Source organism: Kitasatospora sp. NPDC022856 (genome assembly GCF_055561235.1).
The window spans coordinates 87,320-102,714 of the sequence record NZ_JBVHHE010000025.1; the positions used below are offsets into that span (position 1 = coordinate 87,320).

A 15,395-nucleotide genomic window follows, 5' to 3' on the forward strand; every position below is an offset into this window, starting at 1 on the left:
GTTCGCGGTCTCAGCGGATTCTCACCCTGGCACGGCACAATGGCGCGGAGAGCTACTGCACGCCCCCTGCGACCGGGAGCGCCGACCGGATTGGATGCCATGCCCGTGCCCACCCCGCGTGTCCTGGTGGTCGACGACGAACCCGACCTGGTCGAGGTTCTGTGCGCCGCCCTGCGCCACGAGGGCTGGGAGTCGCGCGGGGCGGCCTCGGGGGAGGAGGCGGTGCTGGAGTGCCGCGGCTGGGAGCCCGACGCCGTCGTGCTGGACATGATGCTCCCGGGCCTGGACGGCATGGCGGTGCTGGCACGCATCCACGCCGAGCAGCCCCAGGTACGGGTGCTGTTCCTGACCGCCCGGGACGCCGTCGAGGACCGGATCGCCGGGATCGAAGCCGGCGGCGACGACTACGTCACCAAGCCCTTCAGCCTGCAGGAGGTCGTGGTCAGGCTGCGGCGGCTGCTGCGGCGGGCCCAGGCGGCGGACACCTCCGCGGCCGCAGTGCCGGCGGGCGCCCTCGTGCTGGGTGACCTCGTCCTGGTGGAGCAGTCCAGGGAGGTGCTCCGGGGCGGCACCCCGGTCGAGCTGTCCCCGACCGAGTTCCAACTGCTCCGCTACCTGATGCAGCACCCGCGCCAGGTGCTGAGCAAGGCCCAGATCCTGGATGCCGTCTGGTCCTACGACTTCGGCGGGCAGGCCCACGTCGTGGAGCTCTACATCAGCTACCTGCGCAAGAAGGTCGACGCGGGCCGGCCGGCGATGATCCACACCGTCCGGGGCGCCGGCTACCTGATCAAAGCGCCAGTCGCGTGAAGGGCCGCTCGGTGAAAGGCCGGCTGGTGGACAGCCGCCTCGTGCCGCGCACCATCCGCAGCAGGCTGGTCGCAGGCCTGCTGGCCCTGCTGGCCGTCACCTTCGCCGGTGTCGGCCTCGCCGTCACCACCGCGCTCGACCACTACCTGGTGAACCAGCTCGACCAGCGCCTCGCCGACGCGGGCGGACGGTACGCCGCCAGCCTGGAACACGGCGGCGCCGGCCCGGGACCACGCGGCGACACCCGCGCCCAGAGCCCCGGCACCTTCGGCGCCCGCCTGGTGAACGGCCAGGTCACCAACGCGGGCGTGGTCGACGGCGACGCCGACGACGACGGGGTCGCCGAGGGCACCCTCCCGGCCGACACCGACGACACCGTCGCCCTCACCCAGCGGGACCGGCAGAACCTCGCCCGGCTCCCGGTGGGCGGAACACCCGGTTCGGTGCGCCTCTCCGGCCTGGGCCCCTACCGCCTCCGCGCCGTCGCCGGGCGCGACGGCGACGTCCTGATCACCGGCCTCCCCCTGCACCAGGTCCACGAGACCGAGAACCGCGTCGTCGCACTGGAGCTGGTCTCCTTCGCGATCGCCCTCGGCATCACCGGCGTGGCCGGCGCCCTCTGGGTGAGGCTCTCGCTGCGCCCGATGAACCGCATCGCCGACACCGCGGAACGGATCGGCGCCCTCCCGCTCGCGGAGGGCGAGGTCGTCCTCGACGACCGGGTACCGGGGGCGGACCCGAGGACCGAGACCGGCCGGGTCGCCCTCGCCTTCAACCGGATGCTGGGCCACGTCGAGCACTCCCTCGCCCAGCGCCACGCGTCCGAGAACCGGCTGCGCGCCTTCGCCGCCGACGCGGGCCACGAACTGCGGACGCCGCTCGCCACCATCCGGGGCCACGCCGAACTCGCCCTCGGCCACCCGGGAGGCACCCCGGCCGAGGTGACGCACTCCCTGCGCCGCATCGATGCCGAGTCCGTCCGGATGGGAGCCATCGTCGAGGACCTGCTGCTGCTCGCCCGGCTCGACGCGGGGCGGCCGCTGGCCCGCGAGGAGGTCGACCTCACCCGCATCGCCCTCGACTGCACCCAGGACGCGCGGGTCGCGGCGCCCGGCCACCACTGGCGGCTCGAACTGCCGCCCGAGCCGGTCGTCGTGACGGGGGACGAGCACCGGCTGCGCCAGGTCGTCACGAACCTGCTCTCGAACGCCCACCGCCACACCCCCGACGGCACGACCGTCGTCCTGCGGGTCGAAGCCCGCCGCGTCATGGTCTCCGACGACGGCCCGGGGATCCCTCCCGAGCTCGCCCCGCACGTCTTCGAACGGTTCGTCCGGGGCGACAGCTCGCGCTCGCGCACGAGCGGCGGCACCGGGCTCGGCCTCGCGATCGTCGAGGCGGTCGCCACCGCCCACGGCGGCACGGTGACCCTGGCCCCGCGCCCGGGCGGCGGCACCGTCGTCACGGTGACTCTCGGCTGCCCCGATGCCCGGGCGGCGGCACCGTCGTCACCATGACTCCCGGCCGGCCGGCGCCCGGCCGGCCCGCGCGTCACGGCCGTCGGTGCAGCAGTCGGCCACCGAGGCGTGTTCAGCCCCGGCGAAGCAGCCTGCGCGCGCCGTAGACGGTGGCGCCCAGCGCGAGCACGGCGGCGCCCCACAGCACCGAGGCGGCCGGCAGGGCGGCGGCAAGGACGAGGCAGCCCGCCGCGCCGACCACCGGCACGACCCGGGGTGGGCGTCCCTCCGCGGGCGTGAGGGTCCAGGCGCAGGCGTTGGCGACGGCGTAGTAGGCGAGTACGCCGAAGGAGGAGAGGCCGATCGCGCCGCGCACGTCCGCGGTGGCCGCCAGGACGGCGACCACCGCGCCGACGGCCAGCTCCGCGCGGTGCGGCACGCCGAAACGCGGGTGGACGGCGGACAGCCGGTGCGGCAGGTGGTGGTCGCGGGCCATCGCCAGGGTGGTGCGCGAGACCCCGAGGATCAGTGCGAGCAGCGAGCCGAGCGCCGCCACGGCCGCACCCGCGCGCACCACCGGGGCCAGGCCCGGGGCGTCGGCGGCCCGGACGGCGTCGACCAGCGGCGCCGCCGAGTGGGCCAGAGCGGCCGGGCCGAGTACGGCGAGGACGGCGAGCGCGACGAGGGCGTACACCACCAGGGTGATGCCGAGGGCGAGCGAGACCGCCCGGGGGATGGTCCGTCGCGGATCGCGCACCTCCTCCCCGAGCGTGGCGATCCTCGCGTACCCGGCGAACGCGAAGAACAGCAGGCCGCCCGCCTGCAGGACGCCGTGGAAGCCGGCGTCCGCGCCGACCGCCCAATGGCCGGCGTCGGCCGTCGAGCCGGCCAGGCAGGCGGTGACCACCGCGGCCAGCACGGCCAGGACGGCGGCGACGATTCCGCGTGTCAGCCAGGCGGCTTTCTGGACCCCGACGTAGTTGACGGCGGTCAGCACCACCACTGCCGCGACCGCGACGGCGTGCGCCCGGGCGGGCCACGCGTAGGAGCCCACGGTGAGTGCCATCGCCGCGCACGAGGCCGTCTTGCCGACCACGAAGCCCCATCCGGCCAGGTAGCCCCAGAAGTCGCCGAGGCGCTCGCGGCCGTAGACGTAGGTGCCCCCGGACCTCGGGTAGCGCGCGGCCAGCCGGGCCGACGAGGTGGCGTTGCAGTACGCCACCACGGCCGCCAGGGCCAGGCCGACCAGCAGCCCGGAGCCGGCCGCCGAAGCGGCGGGCGCGAGCGCCGCGAAGACTCCCGCGCCGATCATCGACCCGAGCCCGATCACCACGGCGTCGAACAGGCCCAGATGCCGTCCCAACGCCCCCGGAGCGGCTGGTGACGCCGACGTGTTCATGGACTGCCCTTCGCGGATTCCGATGTCGGCGCACGATACGCGAACGAGGTGGCGGGTACCTGAACGGGCCCGCCGGCCGGCTGCGGCGGTCCTCGGTAGTCTCGGCCGGATCCTTCGGGAGCCGGGGCCGCGCCGGTCCGGCCCGACAGCGCCAGGAAGGGGCGGTCGACGCCCATCCGCTCGCGCGGAAGTCGATCGCCTGGTCCGTGAACAGCGACGCGAGGCAGCGCCGGCAGGCGTCGATCACCGCGTCCGCGCCCCGCACATCGAGAGACGTCTCCCGCTGGTCCGCAGCCGACTCAGACCAGCCCGGCGCCCCAGGCCCGTGCCCGCTCGATCTCGCCCTGCCGCAGGGGACCGTCGGTCTCCTCGACGACGAAGCCCTCGGGGTCGGTGACGAGGTCGTAGCGGTGGCGGGTGAGCCGTTGGGCGATGCCGTCCGCGGCTCCGCCGCTCATTCGCGTGCCGGCGCGGGTGTCGAAGGCGGCGGCGTGAGTGCCGGGTTCGGTCTTGGGGAGCGAGTGGAACCAGGAGCGCAGACCCGGACCCCCGGCGGTCTCGTGCGCCTCGTGGGCGGCGTCCTCGTGGCCCTCCTTCTTCGCCTCGGCCATGGCGGCCAGCCGGCGGCTGACGCCGGAGGACATCCCGTGCATGTGGGTGGGGCCGCCGACGACCAGCAGGTCCGCCGTGCGGGTCACCTCGGCGTCGGCCCGCGACACCGGGAGGCAGTCGACGGATGCCTCCGGGTCGGCCCGGTGAACGCCCTCGGCGATGGCTTCGGCGATCTCGCGGGTGTTGCCGTACATGCTCTCGTACACGACGACTGTGTGCATCGTTCTCACCTCTCGGCACCAGCCTGCGTCGTCACCCGGGCTGTCAGCGGGGGCCGTTCGGCCCCGATGGGCGAGCCGGACGGCCTTCCGCGGGTTCAGCCGTAGGAGACGACCGCGACCGGGCAGTGGACGTGGTGGATCGCGGCGTGCGCCACCGGCCCGAGGTGCGCACCGAGCGTCGCGCGCCTGACCCGGCGGCCGACCACGAGGAGCCCGGCATCCGCGGCGGCCTCGACGAGGCCGACCGCCGCGTGGCCGCGGACCAGGTCCGTCGCGACGGTCACCGTGGGGAAGCGGGAACGCCAGGGACCCAGCACGTCCGAGAGCTGCTGCCGCTCGGAGGCCGACAGTTCCGCGTCCATGGCACCGATGGCGGCGAACGCCATGTACTCGCTGCCGGCGGGAGGGTCCCAGGCGTGGACGACCCGAAGCGGCACGGAACGCAGCCGGGCCGCTTCGAAGGCGAAGGCGATCACGTCGTCGCAGGGGCGGCGGAGGTCCAGGCCCAGGAGGACCCCGCCGTCCGCCGCCGCGTCGTCGGCGGCGTCTTCCGCCTGAGCCGGCTTCCTACCGGCTTCCTCCGCCCGGACCAGGACCACCGGGCAGGTCGCCCTGCGCAGGACCTCCTGGCTCACGGAACCGACGAGGAAGCCCCGCAGGGTGCTCAGGCCCCGTGAGCCGAGCACCAGCATGGTGGCGCCCCGGCCGGCCGCCTCCAGGGCCTCCGCCGGGTCCTCGGGGACGTGGGCCGAGGTGACCTCGGCACCGGAGGCGAGGACGGCCCGTAGCTCCGCCTCCTTGGCGGCCAGCCGCTGTCGGCTCCAGGCGATCGCCTGGTCGGTGCCGAGGACGTCGGTCTTCGGCCACGGCCACGCTTCGACGAGTTCCAGAGGCAGTCCGCGGAGCAGCGCCTCGCGGGCTGCCCAGCCGGTCGCGGTCACGCTCTCGGGTGAGCCGTCGAAGCCCACCACGATCGGTCCGTTCATGATGTCCTCCGAGGTCGGGACGGGGGTCTTGGGGGTTGGTCAGCAGGTCCGGCGGCAGGACACCGGGGCTGGCCCTGTTTCCACGGCCGACGGCCCACGGCGACGGCCTCCGACGTCCGGCCCACCCTCGTGTCGACGGCGGGTTCATCGTGCCGGTGGTGAGGGACCCGGGTGTCCGTCGCCGAGATCGACCCCGCGCCGGCCGCGGCGGCCGCCGTCGCGCCGCGCTGCTCCCGGACGGGTGCCCTGGACGATGATCCGGTCTCCCCGTGCGGCTCCCATGGCGTGCTCCCAGCTCGATCCGGCCGGCTCGTCCTTCCATGGCACCACGGTCGGCGGGTCACGGCAGGGGCCGGACGGCCCCCGATCGGGGCTGTCCGGCCCGCTGTTCCGGGGACGGGCGGGCCGCGCGACCGATCCGGCGGACCCTGTGCCGTCCCGGTCGCCGCGGGAAGACTGATTGCAGGGCCGGCGGGGGACCGGTCCGACACTGAGGAGGCGCGTCATGTCCGGTGCAGTCACCACTCATGGACACCCGGCCATGCACACCCGCCTGGGGCAGCACCTCCGCCGCGCTGTGGGGCACGACCGCAACCCGCTCTGCCGCAGGGTCGACCGGGCGTACAGCCGCCTTGTCACGGCGCTGGCACTGGCGCTCGTCGCCGCGCTGGTCGGCGCCGCCGGCGTGGGCCTGCTGCTGTTCCGGGCCGGGGCGCACGACGCCCACGAGATCGCCCGGCACCGGCACACCGTCACCGCGGTCACCTCGGGGCCCGCCCAGCCGGACGACCTCCGGGCGGGCGGCACCCGCTCCCACGCGCAGGCCAGGTGGAGCTATCCGGCCGGTCCCGGAGCCGGGCTGATCGCGGTTCCGGCCGGGGCCGGTGCGGGCACGGCGGTCGTGATCCAGGTCGACGACGGCGGCCTCCCGGCGGCTCCCGCCCCGTCCAGCGGTACGGTCCTCTCGAACGCCGCGATCGTCGGCGCCGGTGCGTGGATCGCGCTCTCCCTGCCGGCCGTCGGCGGGTACGTGATGCGGCGGTGCCGGCTGGAGCGCGGGGCCGGTCTGGAGTGGGAGTCCGCTTGGGAGCAGGTGGAGCCGCTCTGGTCCGGCCGGCGGTGACCGCGGCGGTGTTCGTCGGCGTCAGAGCGGCAGGACGCGCGTCTCGCCGGGTGCGACGCTGGTCGTCGTCCCCCGGAGGCGGATCCGGACGGGATCCTGCGGGCTGTCGCGCAGGCTCACCGTCACCGCCCTGTGGTCGACGGCGAGGACGACGCCCCAGTGGCCGCGGTAACGGAGCTCCAGGGTCAGGCAGCCGAGGGCGGACGGCAGGTGCGGGTCGAGCCAGAGGGCGTCCTCCCGGATCTCCAGCCCGGTGTAGCAGCGCTGGAGCAGGTCCACGGCGCCCGCCATGGCACCGAGGTGGATGCCCTCCGCCGTGGTCCCGCCCTGGCCGTCCCTGAGGTCGGCGACCAGGGCGTCGCGGAAGTACCGCCAGGAGGCCCGGCGATCGGAGCGGGTGAGCACCCAGGCGTGCACCACCGAACTGAGCGTCGAGCCGTGGACGGTGCGCCTCAGGTAGTACGCGGTGGTGCGGCGCTGCAGCTCGTGCCGGGCCGGGTAGCCGAGCTGGCGCAGCAGGTCCCGGACCTCGCGGGCGGAGAACAGGTACCAGAGCATCAGCGCGTCCGCCTGCTTGGAAACCCGGTACCGATTGACCGTGTCGCCCTCGGCCTCCAGGATCCGGTCGAGTCGGCGCAGGTCGGTGTAGCGGCCGCGGTAGGCCGCCCAGTCGAGCTCGGTGAGCCGCTCGTAGCCGTCGAACTGGCTGAGCACTCCGTCGTGGAAGGGGACGTACAGGCGCCGGCTCACCGCGCGCCAGCGGTCGAGTTCGCCGGCGTCGAGCCTCAGGCGTTCCACCAGTTCGTCGTGACGGTAGCCGGGCAGGAGGCGCAGCGTGTCGAGGGCGCGGGCGAGCACCCAGGAGGCGAGGACGTTGGTGTACGCGTTGTCGTCCAGACCCGGCCCCTCTGCCCAGGGGTAGGCGTCGTGGTACTCGTCCGGGCCGAGCACGCCGCGGATCGACCAGCGGTCCCGGGCCGGGTGGTAGCTGGCGGCGGAGGACCAGAACCGCGCGATCTCCAGCAGCATCTCGGCGCCGGGGCCGGCGAGGAAGTCCATGTCGCCGGTGGCCTGGTAGTACTGCCAGATGTTGTAGGCGACCGCCGACCCGACGTGCCGCTGGAGGTGGCTGTGGTCCGGCAGCCAGCGCCCCGAGAGCGGGTTCAGGTGCAGTAGCTGCGACTCCTCCCGGCCGTCGCTCGCGCTCTGCCACGGGTACATCGCGCCGCGGAGCCCCGACTCGTGGGCAGCCTGCCGGGCGGCGTCCAGGCGGCGGTGGCGGTAGCGCAGCACGGCGCGGGCCAGCTCCGGGAACCGCAGGTTGAGCAGCTGGAGGACGAACAGCTCGTCCCAGAAGACGTGGCCGCGGTAGGCCTCGCCGTGCAGCCCGCGCGCGGGTACGCCGACATCGAGGTCGACGGAGTGCTCGGAGTAGGTCTGCAGCACATGGAACAGGTTGAGGTGCAACGGACCGGCGCCCCCGAAATCCGCCTCGATCCGGCACCTGTGCCACAGCTCGGTCCAGCGGAGGGCGTGTCCGGCCAGCAGTCGGTCGAATCCGGGCGCCTGGGCGGCCAGCAGCCGGGAGGCGTGCAGGGGCGTCTCGATCGCCGGGTCGTGGGAGGTGTGGACCGCCACGGTCTTCTCGACCGTCACGGGCCGGCCCCGTTCGCCGTCCACCGTGAGGATCTGTGCCACCCGGCCCTCCGCGGGATCGTCGGCCGACCGCAGGCGCTCGTCGCAGCCGCGGATCGAGGTTCGGGCGGCAAGGGCGATGCGCAGCGGCGAACCGGCGGCCGTGGCCTCCAGCCAGAGCACGCCGTTCTCGTCCGTGCCGTGGCCGGCCGGTTCGAGGTGGCGGTCGGTGAGGCCCCGGTAGCGGGCCACGCCGGTGTTGGCGACGACACCGTCCAGGGCCGAGCGGATCTCCAGCGGCCCGGACCAGTTCTCGGGGGTGAAAGTGCTCTCCAGGGCGACGAGGTGGGGCCGTGCCTGGCTGGCCAGACGGCGTTGCACGAGCCGGGTCCGTCGCCCTGCGGAGTCGACGACGAGGGCGTGCCGGGTGAGCACGCCCCGTCTCAGGTCCAGTTCCACGCTCTGTTCGGCCGGTGGGCCGGTGAACCAGTGGCCGCCGGCGGGGCGGAAGGTCAGCGGGAGCCAGTTGGGGCAGTTGACCAGGTCCTCGTTGGTGACCACCCGGCCCGCGACCGTCGAGGCGGCGCGGTCGTAGCAGCCGGCCAGGTAGGTGCCCGGATAGTGCACGCCGTCGGCCACCGCCTCGGGGGCCGCGCCGCGCGTCACCAGGTAACCGTTGCCCACCGCGCAGAGCGCCTCGCGCAGGCCCTCCTCGGCAGGCTCGAAGCCCTCGTAACGGAGGGTCCACGGGTCCGGCATCGCCGGGTACGCGGGCCCGGTACCGGTGGATGTATCCGCTGCCACGAGGCGACCTCCGCGCTGCCGGCCTGCTCCCAGTGTGCGCACGGGGCCGCCGCGCCGCTCACCGGGCGGCGTCCCCCGGAGCCCGATCACCCGACTCGTCCTCGGTCCGGATGATCCGGCCGGTCACCGCGGTGGGGTGCAGACGGATCCACACGTCACGCTGTCCGCCGGCCCACGGGTCCGGGTCGCCGCGCCGGGCGAGCCGTTCGATCGCCTCGGGTTCGTCGAAGGCGGCGGCCCGGCCGGTGACCAGAACGCTCCAACCGCTGCGCAGTGCCTCGTCGACCCGGTCGACCTCGAAGGCGATCCGGGTACCCGGGGCGGCGGCGAGGGTGCTGTGGGCGGCGGTTCGCAAGAGCAGGGTGCCGTCGAGCACCCGGTAGTTGACCGGGAGCACGACCGGGCCGTCCGCGGTGGTCAGTGCCACCCGCCCGACGCCGCCGGGCACCAGCCTGTCCCAGCACGCGGTGACCGGCAGCTCCGCCAGCACGGGACGGGCCGCGGCGGCCCCCCAGCCGGGCGGGAGGTCGACCTCGCCGCCGAGCAGCCGGGTGACGGTGGTGCCGAGCGCGTCGGCCAGCCTGATCAGCGGCCCCGCCTCGGCGGTGGACGGAGAGGACTCCAGGTAGTCGAGGAAGCCCTCGGCCATCCCCGCCCGGGCGGCCGCCTCGGCCCGGCTGAGCCCGAGCTCCCGGCGGCGCTGTGCGATACGACGGCCCAGGTCACCGGGGTGCTCCGGCCCACGCGGTGCCGCCGGGCGGGGCCCGGCGGCCTCGCCGTCTGAAAGCTTCATGAACACGGGGTGCTCCTCTGCTCCGCGAGCCCTCACGGGCACGGTCCCGGTGCCGCCGGACGGTCGGCTCGGTTCCCAGGATGGGCCGGTGGCGTTCCTGCCGGAAAGGGCCGCCCGGGCCCCGCCGGCACCGCCGCGCGGCCCCCTGCGCTGCCGTCCGGAGGGCCGGTCGGCCCTTTGCGGGACGGGCGCCACGGACCAGGCTGGAAACGCGCACAGGTCGACGGGCCGAGGAGGGCCGCCATGTCCATCGCCCACCCTTCACAGGCCACCGCCGAGGCACTGCTCACGGACGGTACGACCGTCGTGATCCGCCCGCTCGGCCCACAGGACCGCCAGGCGGTCCTGGACCTGCACACGTCCGCAGGGCTCGCGGATCTCGCGCGCGGCGCCGGAGCGGATCACCGGGGGAGAGGAGGTCGTCGGCGTCGGCACTCGCGAGGTCGCCGACGACGTGCGCACCCCAAGCGGTCCGCGGCGCGGGGCGCTCACGTCGTCCGCCGCCGGCGCCGTGCCCGTCGCGGTCGTTCCGCACGGCTGAACCCTCCGATGCGCCGGGGCGACCGGGCGCGCAGAATCATTGGGGAGACCACGTACACCCCCGGGGAGCACGCGATGGACGCGACCGAGTCCACCCGGCCCGTGCAGGTGTTCCTGCTGGACGACCACGAGGTGGTCCGGCGCGGGGTACGCGACCTGCTGGAGGCGGAGCCGGACATCGAGGTCGTCGGCGAGGCCGGCACCTGCGCGCAGGCGCTGGCGCGGCTCCCGGCCCTTCGGCCCGATGTCGCCGTCCTCGACGTACGACTGCCGGACGGGGACGGCGTCACCGTCTGCCGGGAGCTGCGCGACGGGATGCCGGACCTGGCGTGCCTCATGCTGACCTCCTTCGACGACGACGACGCCCTACTGGACGCGATCATGGCGGGTGCGGCCGGGTACGTGCTGAAGCAGGTCAAGGGGGCCGACCTGGTCGGGGCGGTGCGGACGGTGGCTTCCGGACAGTCCATGCTCGACCCGGCGACCACCCGCAAGCTGATGGAGAGCCTGCGTCACCACGAGGAGAGCGGCACCGACGCCGCGCTGGCCCAATTGACCCCGCGCGAACGGGAGATCCTCGTACTGGTGGGGGAGGGGAAGACCAACCGGCAGATCGGCCGGGAACTCTTCCTCGCCGAGAAGACCGTCAAGAACCACGTCTCCCGGATGCTCGCCAAACTCGGCGTGGAACGCCGCCTGCAGGCCGCCGTCATCGCCGCGCACGCGGATACCGACCAGCAGCACCCGCGCCCGCACTGACCGGCCGCACCGAGACCGGACGGCCCGGGTGATTGAGCCGGTCGGCCCAAGCGCCGGGGCGCTTCCCGGTCGCACGCTGGAACGGAAGCACCGACCCGGTCCCGTCCGGCCGAACTCCGCACCGTCGGTCGTCCGCCTCCGGCCGACCGCACACCCCGGGGAGCCCGTCATGCCCGCCCTCGCTCTCGACGCCGCCGCACTGGAGAAGCTCGTCTCCGCCGCGGTCGCCGCACCGTCGATCCACAACAGCCAGCCCTGGCACTTCCGGCTCCAGCCGGAGACCTCGCTCCTGGAGGTCCGCGCCGTGCGGGAACGTGCCGTTCCGGCCGCCGACCCGCAGGGGCGCGCGATGCACGTCTCCGTCGGCGCGGCGGTGCTCAATCTGCGGGTCGCCGCCCGGTATCTCGGGTGGGCCCCGGAGGTGCGCCTGCTGCCCGACCCGGGTGAACCGGACCTGTTCGCGACCGTCCGGCTGGACGAGTCGTCCCCGGTGCACCTCCCCGGTACGGACGACCTGTACGAGGCGATCTGGCACCGCCACTCCATCCGCACGCCCTTCACCGGCGATCCGGTCCCGCCGGGCGTTCTCGACGAGCTCGTCGCAGTCGCAGGGGCGGAGGGCGCGGTGCTCCACCTCCCCGGCCACGACGAGACGGCCAGGCTGCTGGAGCTCACGGCCGAGGCCGAGCGCCGCAACACCACCGACGAGGCCGCGCGGACCGAGAGCCGCCAGTGGATCCGCAGCGGGGAGCTGCCGGCGTTCGGCATCCCGGTCCGTGCCCTCGGACCGCAGGACCGCGCCGGCCGGCTGCCGATGCGTGACTTCGCCGCCCTCCGGGCCGGCGAGCACCAGGCACCCGCCACATTCGAGCGGGAGCCTCTGATCGCGGTACTCGCCACCCGGGGCGACCGCCCCGGGGACTGGCTGCGCGCCGGGCTGGCCCTGGAGCACGTCCTTCTCACCGCCACGGTGCACGGCGTCCGCGCCTCGCTGCTGCACCAGGCGATGGAGTGGCCGAACCTGCGGTGGGAGGCCCGGGAGCCGCATGAGCGGCCGGGCCACGTCCAGATGCTGATCCGGCTCGGTTACGGACCGGAGGGCGCCCCCACACCGAGGCTGCCGGCCGGAGACGTCCTGGATCCGGAGACCTAGGCCAGCGGGACCCGCCACACCAGTTCGGTGCCGCCTCCGGGCCGGGCGCGGGCGGTGAAGCTGCCGCCCAGGACGGCAGCCCGTTCGGCGAGGTTGGCCAGTCCGCTGCGCCGACCGCCCGCGGGCAGGCCGATGCCGTCGTCCGTCACGGTGAGTGCCAGCTCGCCCCCGGCGGCGATCGTGACGTCGACGGTGCTCGCGCCGGCGTGCCGGGCGGCGTTGGACAGGGCTTCCTCCAGCACGGCGATCGCGCCGTCCGCTGCCTCGGTCGGCACGGTGACGTCGAGCAGACCGGTCATCCGCAGGCCCGGGGTGAAGCCCAGGGTCCGCGCCGCCCGTTCGACCGTCGCGACCACACGGGAGCGCAGCCCGGCGGCCGCCGGGCCGCTCTCGCGGGCGCGGAGGCCGAAGATGGTGGCCCGGATGGTCTTCGCGGTGTCGTCCAGGTCGTCGATCGCGCGCAGGACGCGGTCGGTCGCCTCCGGGTGCTCGATGAAGCGGCTGGCGCCCTGGAGGGTCATGCCGGTGGCGAAGAGGCGCTGGATCGCCAGATCGTGCAGATCGCGGGCGATCCGGTCCCGCTCCTGGAGCAGGGCGATCTGCTCGGACTCCCGGCGCCGTTCGGCCAGCTCCATCGCGACCGCCGCCTGGGCGGCGAAGCCGAGCAGCGGACCGGACTCGTCCGGCCCGAACGGGGCAGCCCCGGTCGCCCGCGCCAGCACGAGCACGCCGCGCACCCCGTGCTCGGGGGTGCCGACGGGCACCGCCACGGCGGGACCCAGCCCCTCCCAGCGCGGCGGCCCGGCGGTGATCCTCGGGTCCTTGCTCACGTCGGGGCTGACCACGAGGCCACCGGTCCGGGCAACCGCACCGACGAACGACCCCTCCCTGGGCAGGACCAGCCCGCGGTGCCGCTTCTCACTCAGGCCGACCGCGATCCGGACCTCCAGTTCGTCGGTGTCCGCGAGGGGAAGGGCGACGACCGCGAGGTCCGCGCCGGAGATCTCGGCGGCCCGGCTGACCAGCAGGTCGAGCACCCGTTCCTCCGGGCTGCCGGACAGCAGACTGCTGGTGACCTCCGCGCTGGCCGCCAGCCACCGCTCGCGCAACCTGGCCTGCGCGTACAGGCGGGCGTTGTCGATCGCGACCCCGGCCGCCACGGCGAGGGTGGCCAGTACCGACTCGTCCTCCGCGTCGAACTCACCGCCGCCCCGTTTCTCGGTCAGGTAGAGGTTGCCGAAGACCTTGTCGCGGATGCGGATCGGCACGCCGAGGAAGCTGCGCATCGGCGGGTGCCCGGCCGGGAAGCCGTACGAGGCGGGGTGATCGGAGATCCTGGCCAGGCGCAGCGGCTCGGGGTGGCGGATCAGTTCGCCCAGGACCCCGTGCCCGGAAGGCAGGTGTCCGATTCGTTCGACCTGCTCGTCCGAGAGGCCCACCGGGATGAACCGGGAGAGCTTTCGGCCCTCGCCGACGACCCCGAGTGCGCCGTACTCGGCGTCCACCAGAGTGATCGCCGCCTCCACGATGTGCCGCAGCGCCTGGTCCAGCTCCAGGTCGCGACCCACCGACAGGACGGCCTCCAGCAGGCTGTGTACCCGGTCGCGGGTGCCGCGTGCCGCGTCCAGCCGGGTCTGGAGCTCGTCCAGCAGGTCGTCCAGACGCAGCTGCGGCAGGGGAGCGGGACGCTCCGGTGTACTGCCCAACGGATTCCTCCGACTCCTGCGGAACTCGCCGGATGCCACTGACCAGCGTAGGCGCGCACACCCCCAGGCGCCGGGCGGGCCTACCGGAGACCGGGGCCCAACGGCCCCAGGTGTCGACCCACCCGCCCCATGGCGGCCACCGGTCACAGGGGCAACGCTGGAAGGGAAAGGCGAGGCGGTGAGCCGCCGCCCGGCGTACACGCCCGACAGCGACCCGCCACCCCCGCACGCACCCGCCCGACAGGGGTGATCAGGACATGAAGGCGCTGACGTACCACGGACCGGGACGCCGCACCTGGGGCGAGGTCCCCGACCCGGCCGTCCGTGATCCGGAGGACGCGGTCGTCCGGGTCGACGCGGTGACCATCTGCGGCACCGACCTGCATATCCTCAAGGGCGACGTGCCCGAGGTCACCGAGGGCCGCGTCCTCGGCCACGAAGCCGTCGGCACCGTCGTCGAGACCGGACCAGGCGTCCACACCGTCGAGCCCGGCGACCGTGTGCTCGTCTCCTGCATCTCCGCCTGCGGCCGCTGCACGTACTGCCGGGAGGCGAGCTACGGTCAGTGCACGGGAGGCGGGGGCTGGATCCTCGGGCACCTGGTCGAGGGTGCCCAGGCCGAGTACGTCCGTACCCCCTTCGCGGACAACTCCCTCCACCGCCTCCCCGACGGGGTCGGTGACGAGCAGGCCCTGCTGTTCGCCGACATCCTGCCCACCTCCTACGAGGTCGGCGTCCAGAACGGCCGGGTCGGCCCCGGCGACACCGTCGCGGTGGTCGGTGCGGGCCCGATCGGGCTGGCCGCGATCATCACCGCCCGGCTCTACAGCCCCGCCCGCATCATCGCGATCGACCTCGCCACCAGCCGTCTGGAAGCCGCCGAGCGGGCCGGCGCGGACACCACCCTGACCGTCGCCGACGCCACCCCCGAGACGGTCCGCGCACTGGGCCGCGACGGACTCGGCGTGGACGTGGCGATCGAGGCGGTCGGCGTCCCCGAATCCTTCGAACTGTGCACCCGGGTGGTGTGCCCGGGTGGGCGGGTCGCCAACGTCGGCGTGCACGGCAAGCCCGCGGTCCTGCACCTGGAGGAGCTCTGGATCCGCGACGTCACCATCACCACCGGTCTGGTCGACACCCACAGCACCCCGCTGTTGCTCGACATGGTGGCCGCCGGCCGGCTCGACGTCTCCGGGCTGGTCACCCACCGCTTCGGCCTCGACGAGATGCAGGACGCCTACGACGTCTTCGCGGACGCGGGCGACAACGGCGCCCTCAAGGTCGCGCTCTTCCGGACCTGAGCCCCTGGCACCGAGGAGTCGATGTGGACCAGAACCCCGGACCTGAAGCCGCTCAGCGGGTGGATCCGGCCGTCGTCGCCCGGCGGATCGATGACC

At 74.4% G+C, this 15,395-nt stretch carries 12 protein-coding genes; 6 read left to right on the forward strand and 6 right to left on the reverse strand.

What is annotated here, in order from left to right; all coding sequences use genetic code 11:
- Positions 1-99 precede the first annotated feature (99 nt).
- Positions 100-810 (forward strand): response regulator transcription factor, encoded by a 711-nt coding sequence (locus ACZ34W_RS27745; RefSeq protein WP_442906910.1) that lies wholly within the window; start codon positions 100-102, stop codon positions 808-810.
- Between the two features lie 26 nt (positions 811-836).
- Positions 837-2,327, forward strand: coding sequence for a sensor histidine kinase (locus ACZ34W_RS27750; RefSeq protein WP_465607963.1), 1,491 nt, complete (start codon positions 837-839; stop codon positions 2,325-2,327).
- A gap of 73 nt (positions 2,328-2,400) precedes the next feature.
- On the opposite strand, the gene ACZ34W_RS27755 is transcribed toward ACZ34W_RS27750, so the two are convergent.
- The 3 genes from ACZ34W_RS27755 to ACZ34W_RS27765 form a co-directional block, all read right to left on the reverse strand.
- Positions 2,401-3,666, reverse strand: coding sequence for an APC family permease (locus ACZ34W_RS27755; RefSeq protein ID WP_465607965.1), 1,266 nt, complete (start codon positions 3,664-3,666; stop codon positions 2,401-2,403).
- Between the two features lie 299 nt (positions 3,667-3,965).
- Positions 3,966-4,499, reverse strand: coding sequence for a flavodoxin family protein (locus tag ACZ34W_RS27760; protein WP_465607966.1), 534 nt, complete (start codon positions 4,497-4,499; stop codon positions 3,966-3,968).
- Between the two features lie 95 nt (positions 4,500-4,594).
- Positions 4,595-5,485, reverse strand: a complete 891-nt coding sequence (locus ACZ34W_RS27765; protein WP_465607968.1) for a universal stress protein — start codon at positions 5,483-5,485, stop codon at positions 4,595-4,597.
- Between the two features lie 505 nt (positions 5,486-5,990).
- Between ACZ34W_RS27765 and ACZ34W_RS27770 the strand changes: the two genes are divergently transcribed.
- Positions 5,991-6,608 (forward strand): Rv1733c family protein, encoded by a 618-nt coding sequence (locus ACZ34W_RS27770; RefSeq protein WP_465607970.1) that lies wholly within the window; start codon positions 5,991-5,993, stop codon positions 6,606-6,608.
- A gap of 21 nt (positions 6,609-6,629) precedes the next feature.
- Here the strand turns inward: ACZ34W_RS27770 and ACZ34W_RS27775 are convergent, their stop codons facing one another.
- Entirely contained in the window at positions 6,630-9,002 is a 2,373-nt protein-coding gene (locus tag ACZ34W_RS27775; protein WP_465607990.1) for a glycoside hydrolase family 65 protein, read from the reverse strand.
- A 103-nt stretch (positions 9,003-9,105) separates the two neighbouring features.
- Entirely contained in the window at positions 9,106-9,840 is a 735-nt protein-coding gene (locus ACZ34W_RS27780) for a pyridoxamine 5'-phosphate oxidase family protein (RefSeq protein ID WP_465607972.1), read from the reverse strand.
- Between the two features lie 615 nt (positions 9,841-10,455).
- Between ACZ34W_RS27780 and ACZ34W_RS27785 the strand changes: the two genes are divergently transcribed.
- Together ACZ34W_RS27785 and ACZ34W_RS27790 are read left to right on the forward strand one after the other, a co-directional pair.
- On the forward strand, positions 10,456-11,139 hold the full coding sequence (locus ACZ34W_RS27785) for a response regulator (RefSeq protein ID WP_465607974.1): 684 nt from the start codon (positions 10,456-10,458) through the stop codon (positions 11,137-11,139).
- A 169-nt stretch (positions 11,140-11,308) separates the two neighbouring features.
- Positions 11,309-12,292 (forward strand): Acg family FMN-binding oxidoreductase, encoded by a 984-nt coding sequence (locus ACZ34W_RS27790; protein ID WP_465607976.1) that lies wholly within the window; start codon positions 11,309-11,311, stop codon positions 12,290-12,292.
- Here ACZ34W_RS27790 and ACZ34W_RS27795 read toward each other — a convergent pair.
- Complete coding sequence (locus ACZ34W_RS27795; RefSeq protein ID WP_465607978.1) at positions 12,289-13,998, reverse strand: GAF domain-containing sensor histidine kinase; 1,710 nt, start codon at positions 13,996-13,998, stop codon at positions 12,289-12,291. The genes ACZ34W_RS27790 and ACZ34W_RS27795 overlap by 4 nt on opposite strands.
- 257 nt (positions 13,999-14,255) lie before the next feature.
- On the opposite strand from ACZ34W_RS27795, the gene ACZ34W_RS27800 reads away from it, so the two are divergent.
- Positions 14,256-15,299 (forward strand): zinc-dependent alcohol dehydrogenase family protein, encoded by a 1,044-nt coding sequence (locus tag ACZ34W_RS27800; protein ID WP_465607980.1) that lies wholly within the window; start codon positions 14,256-14,258, stop codon positions 15,297-15,299.
- Positions 15,300-15,395 lie beyond the last annotated feature (96 nt).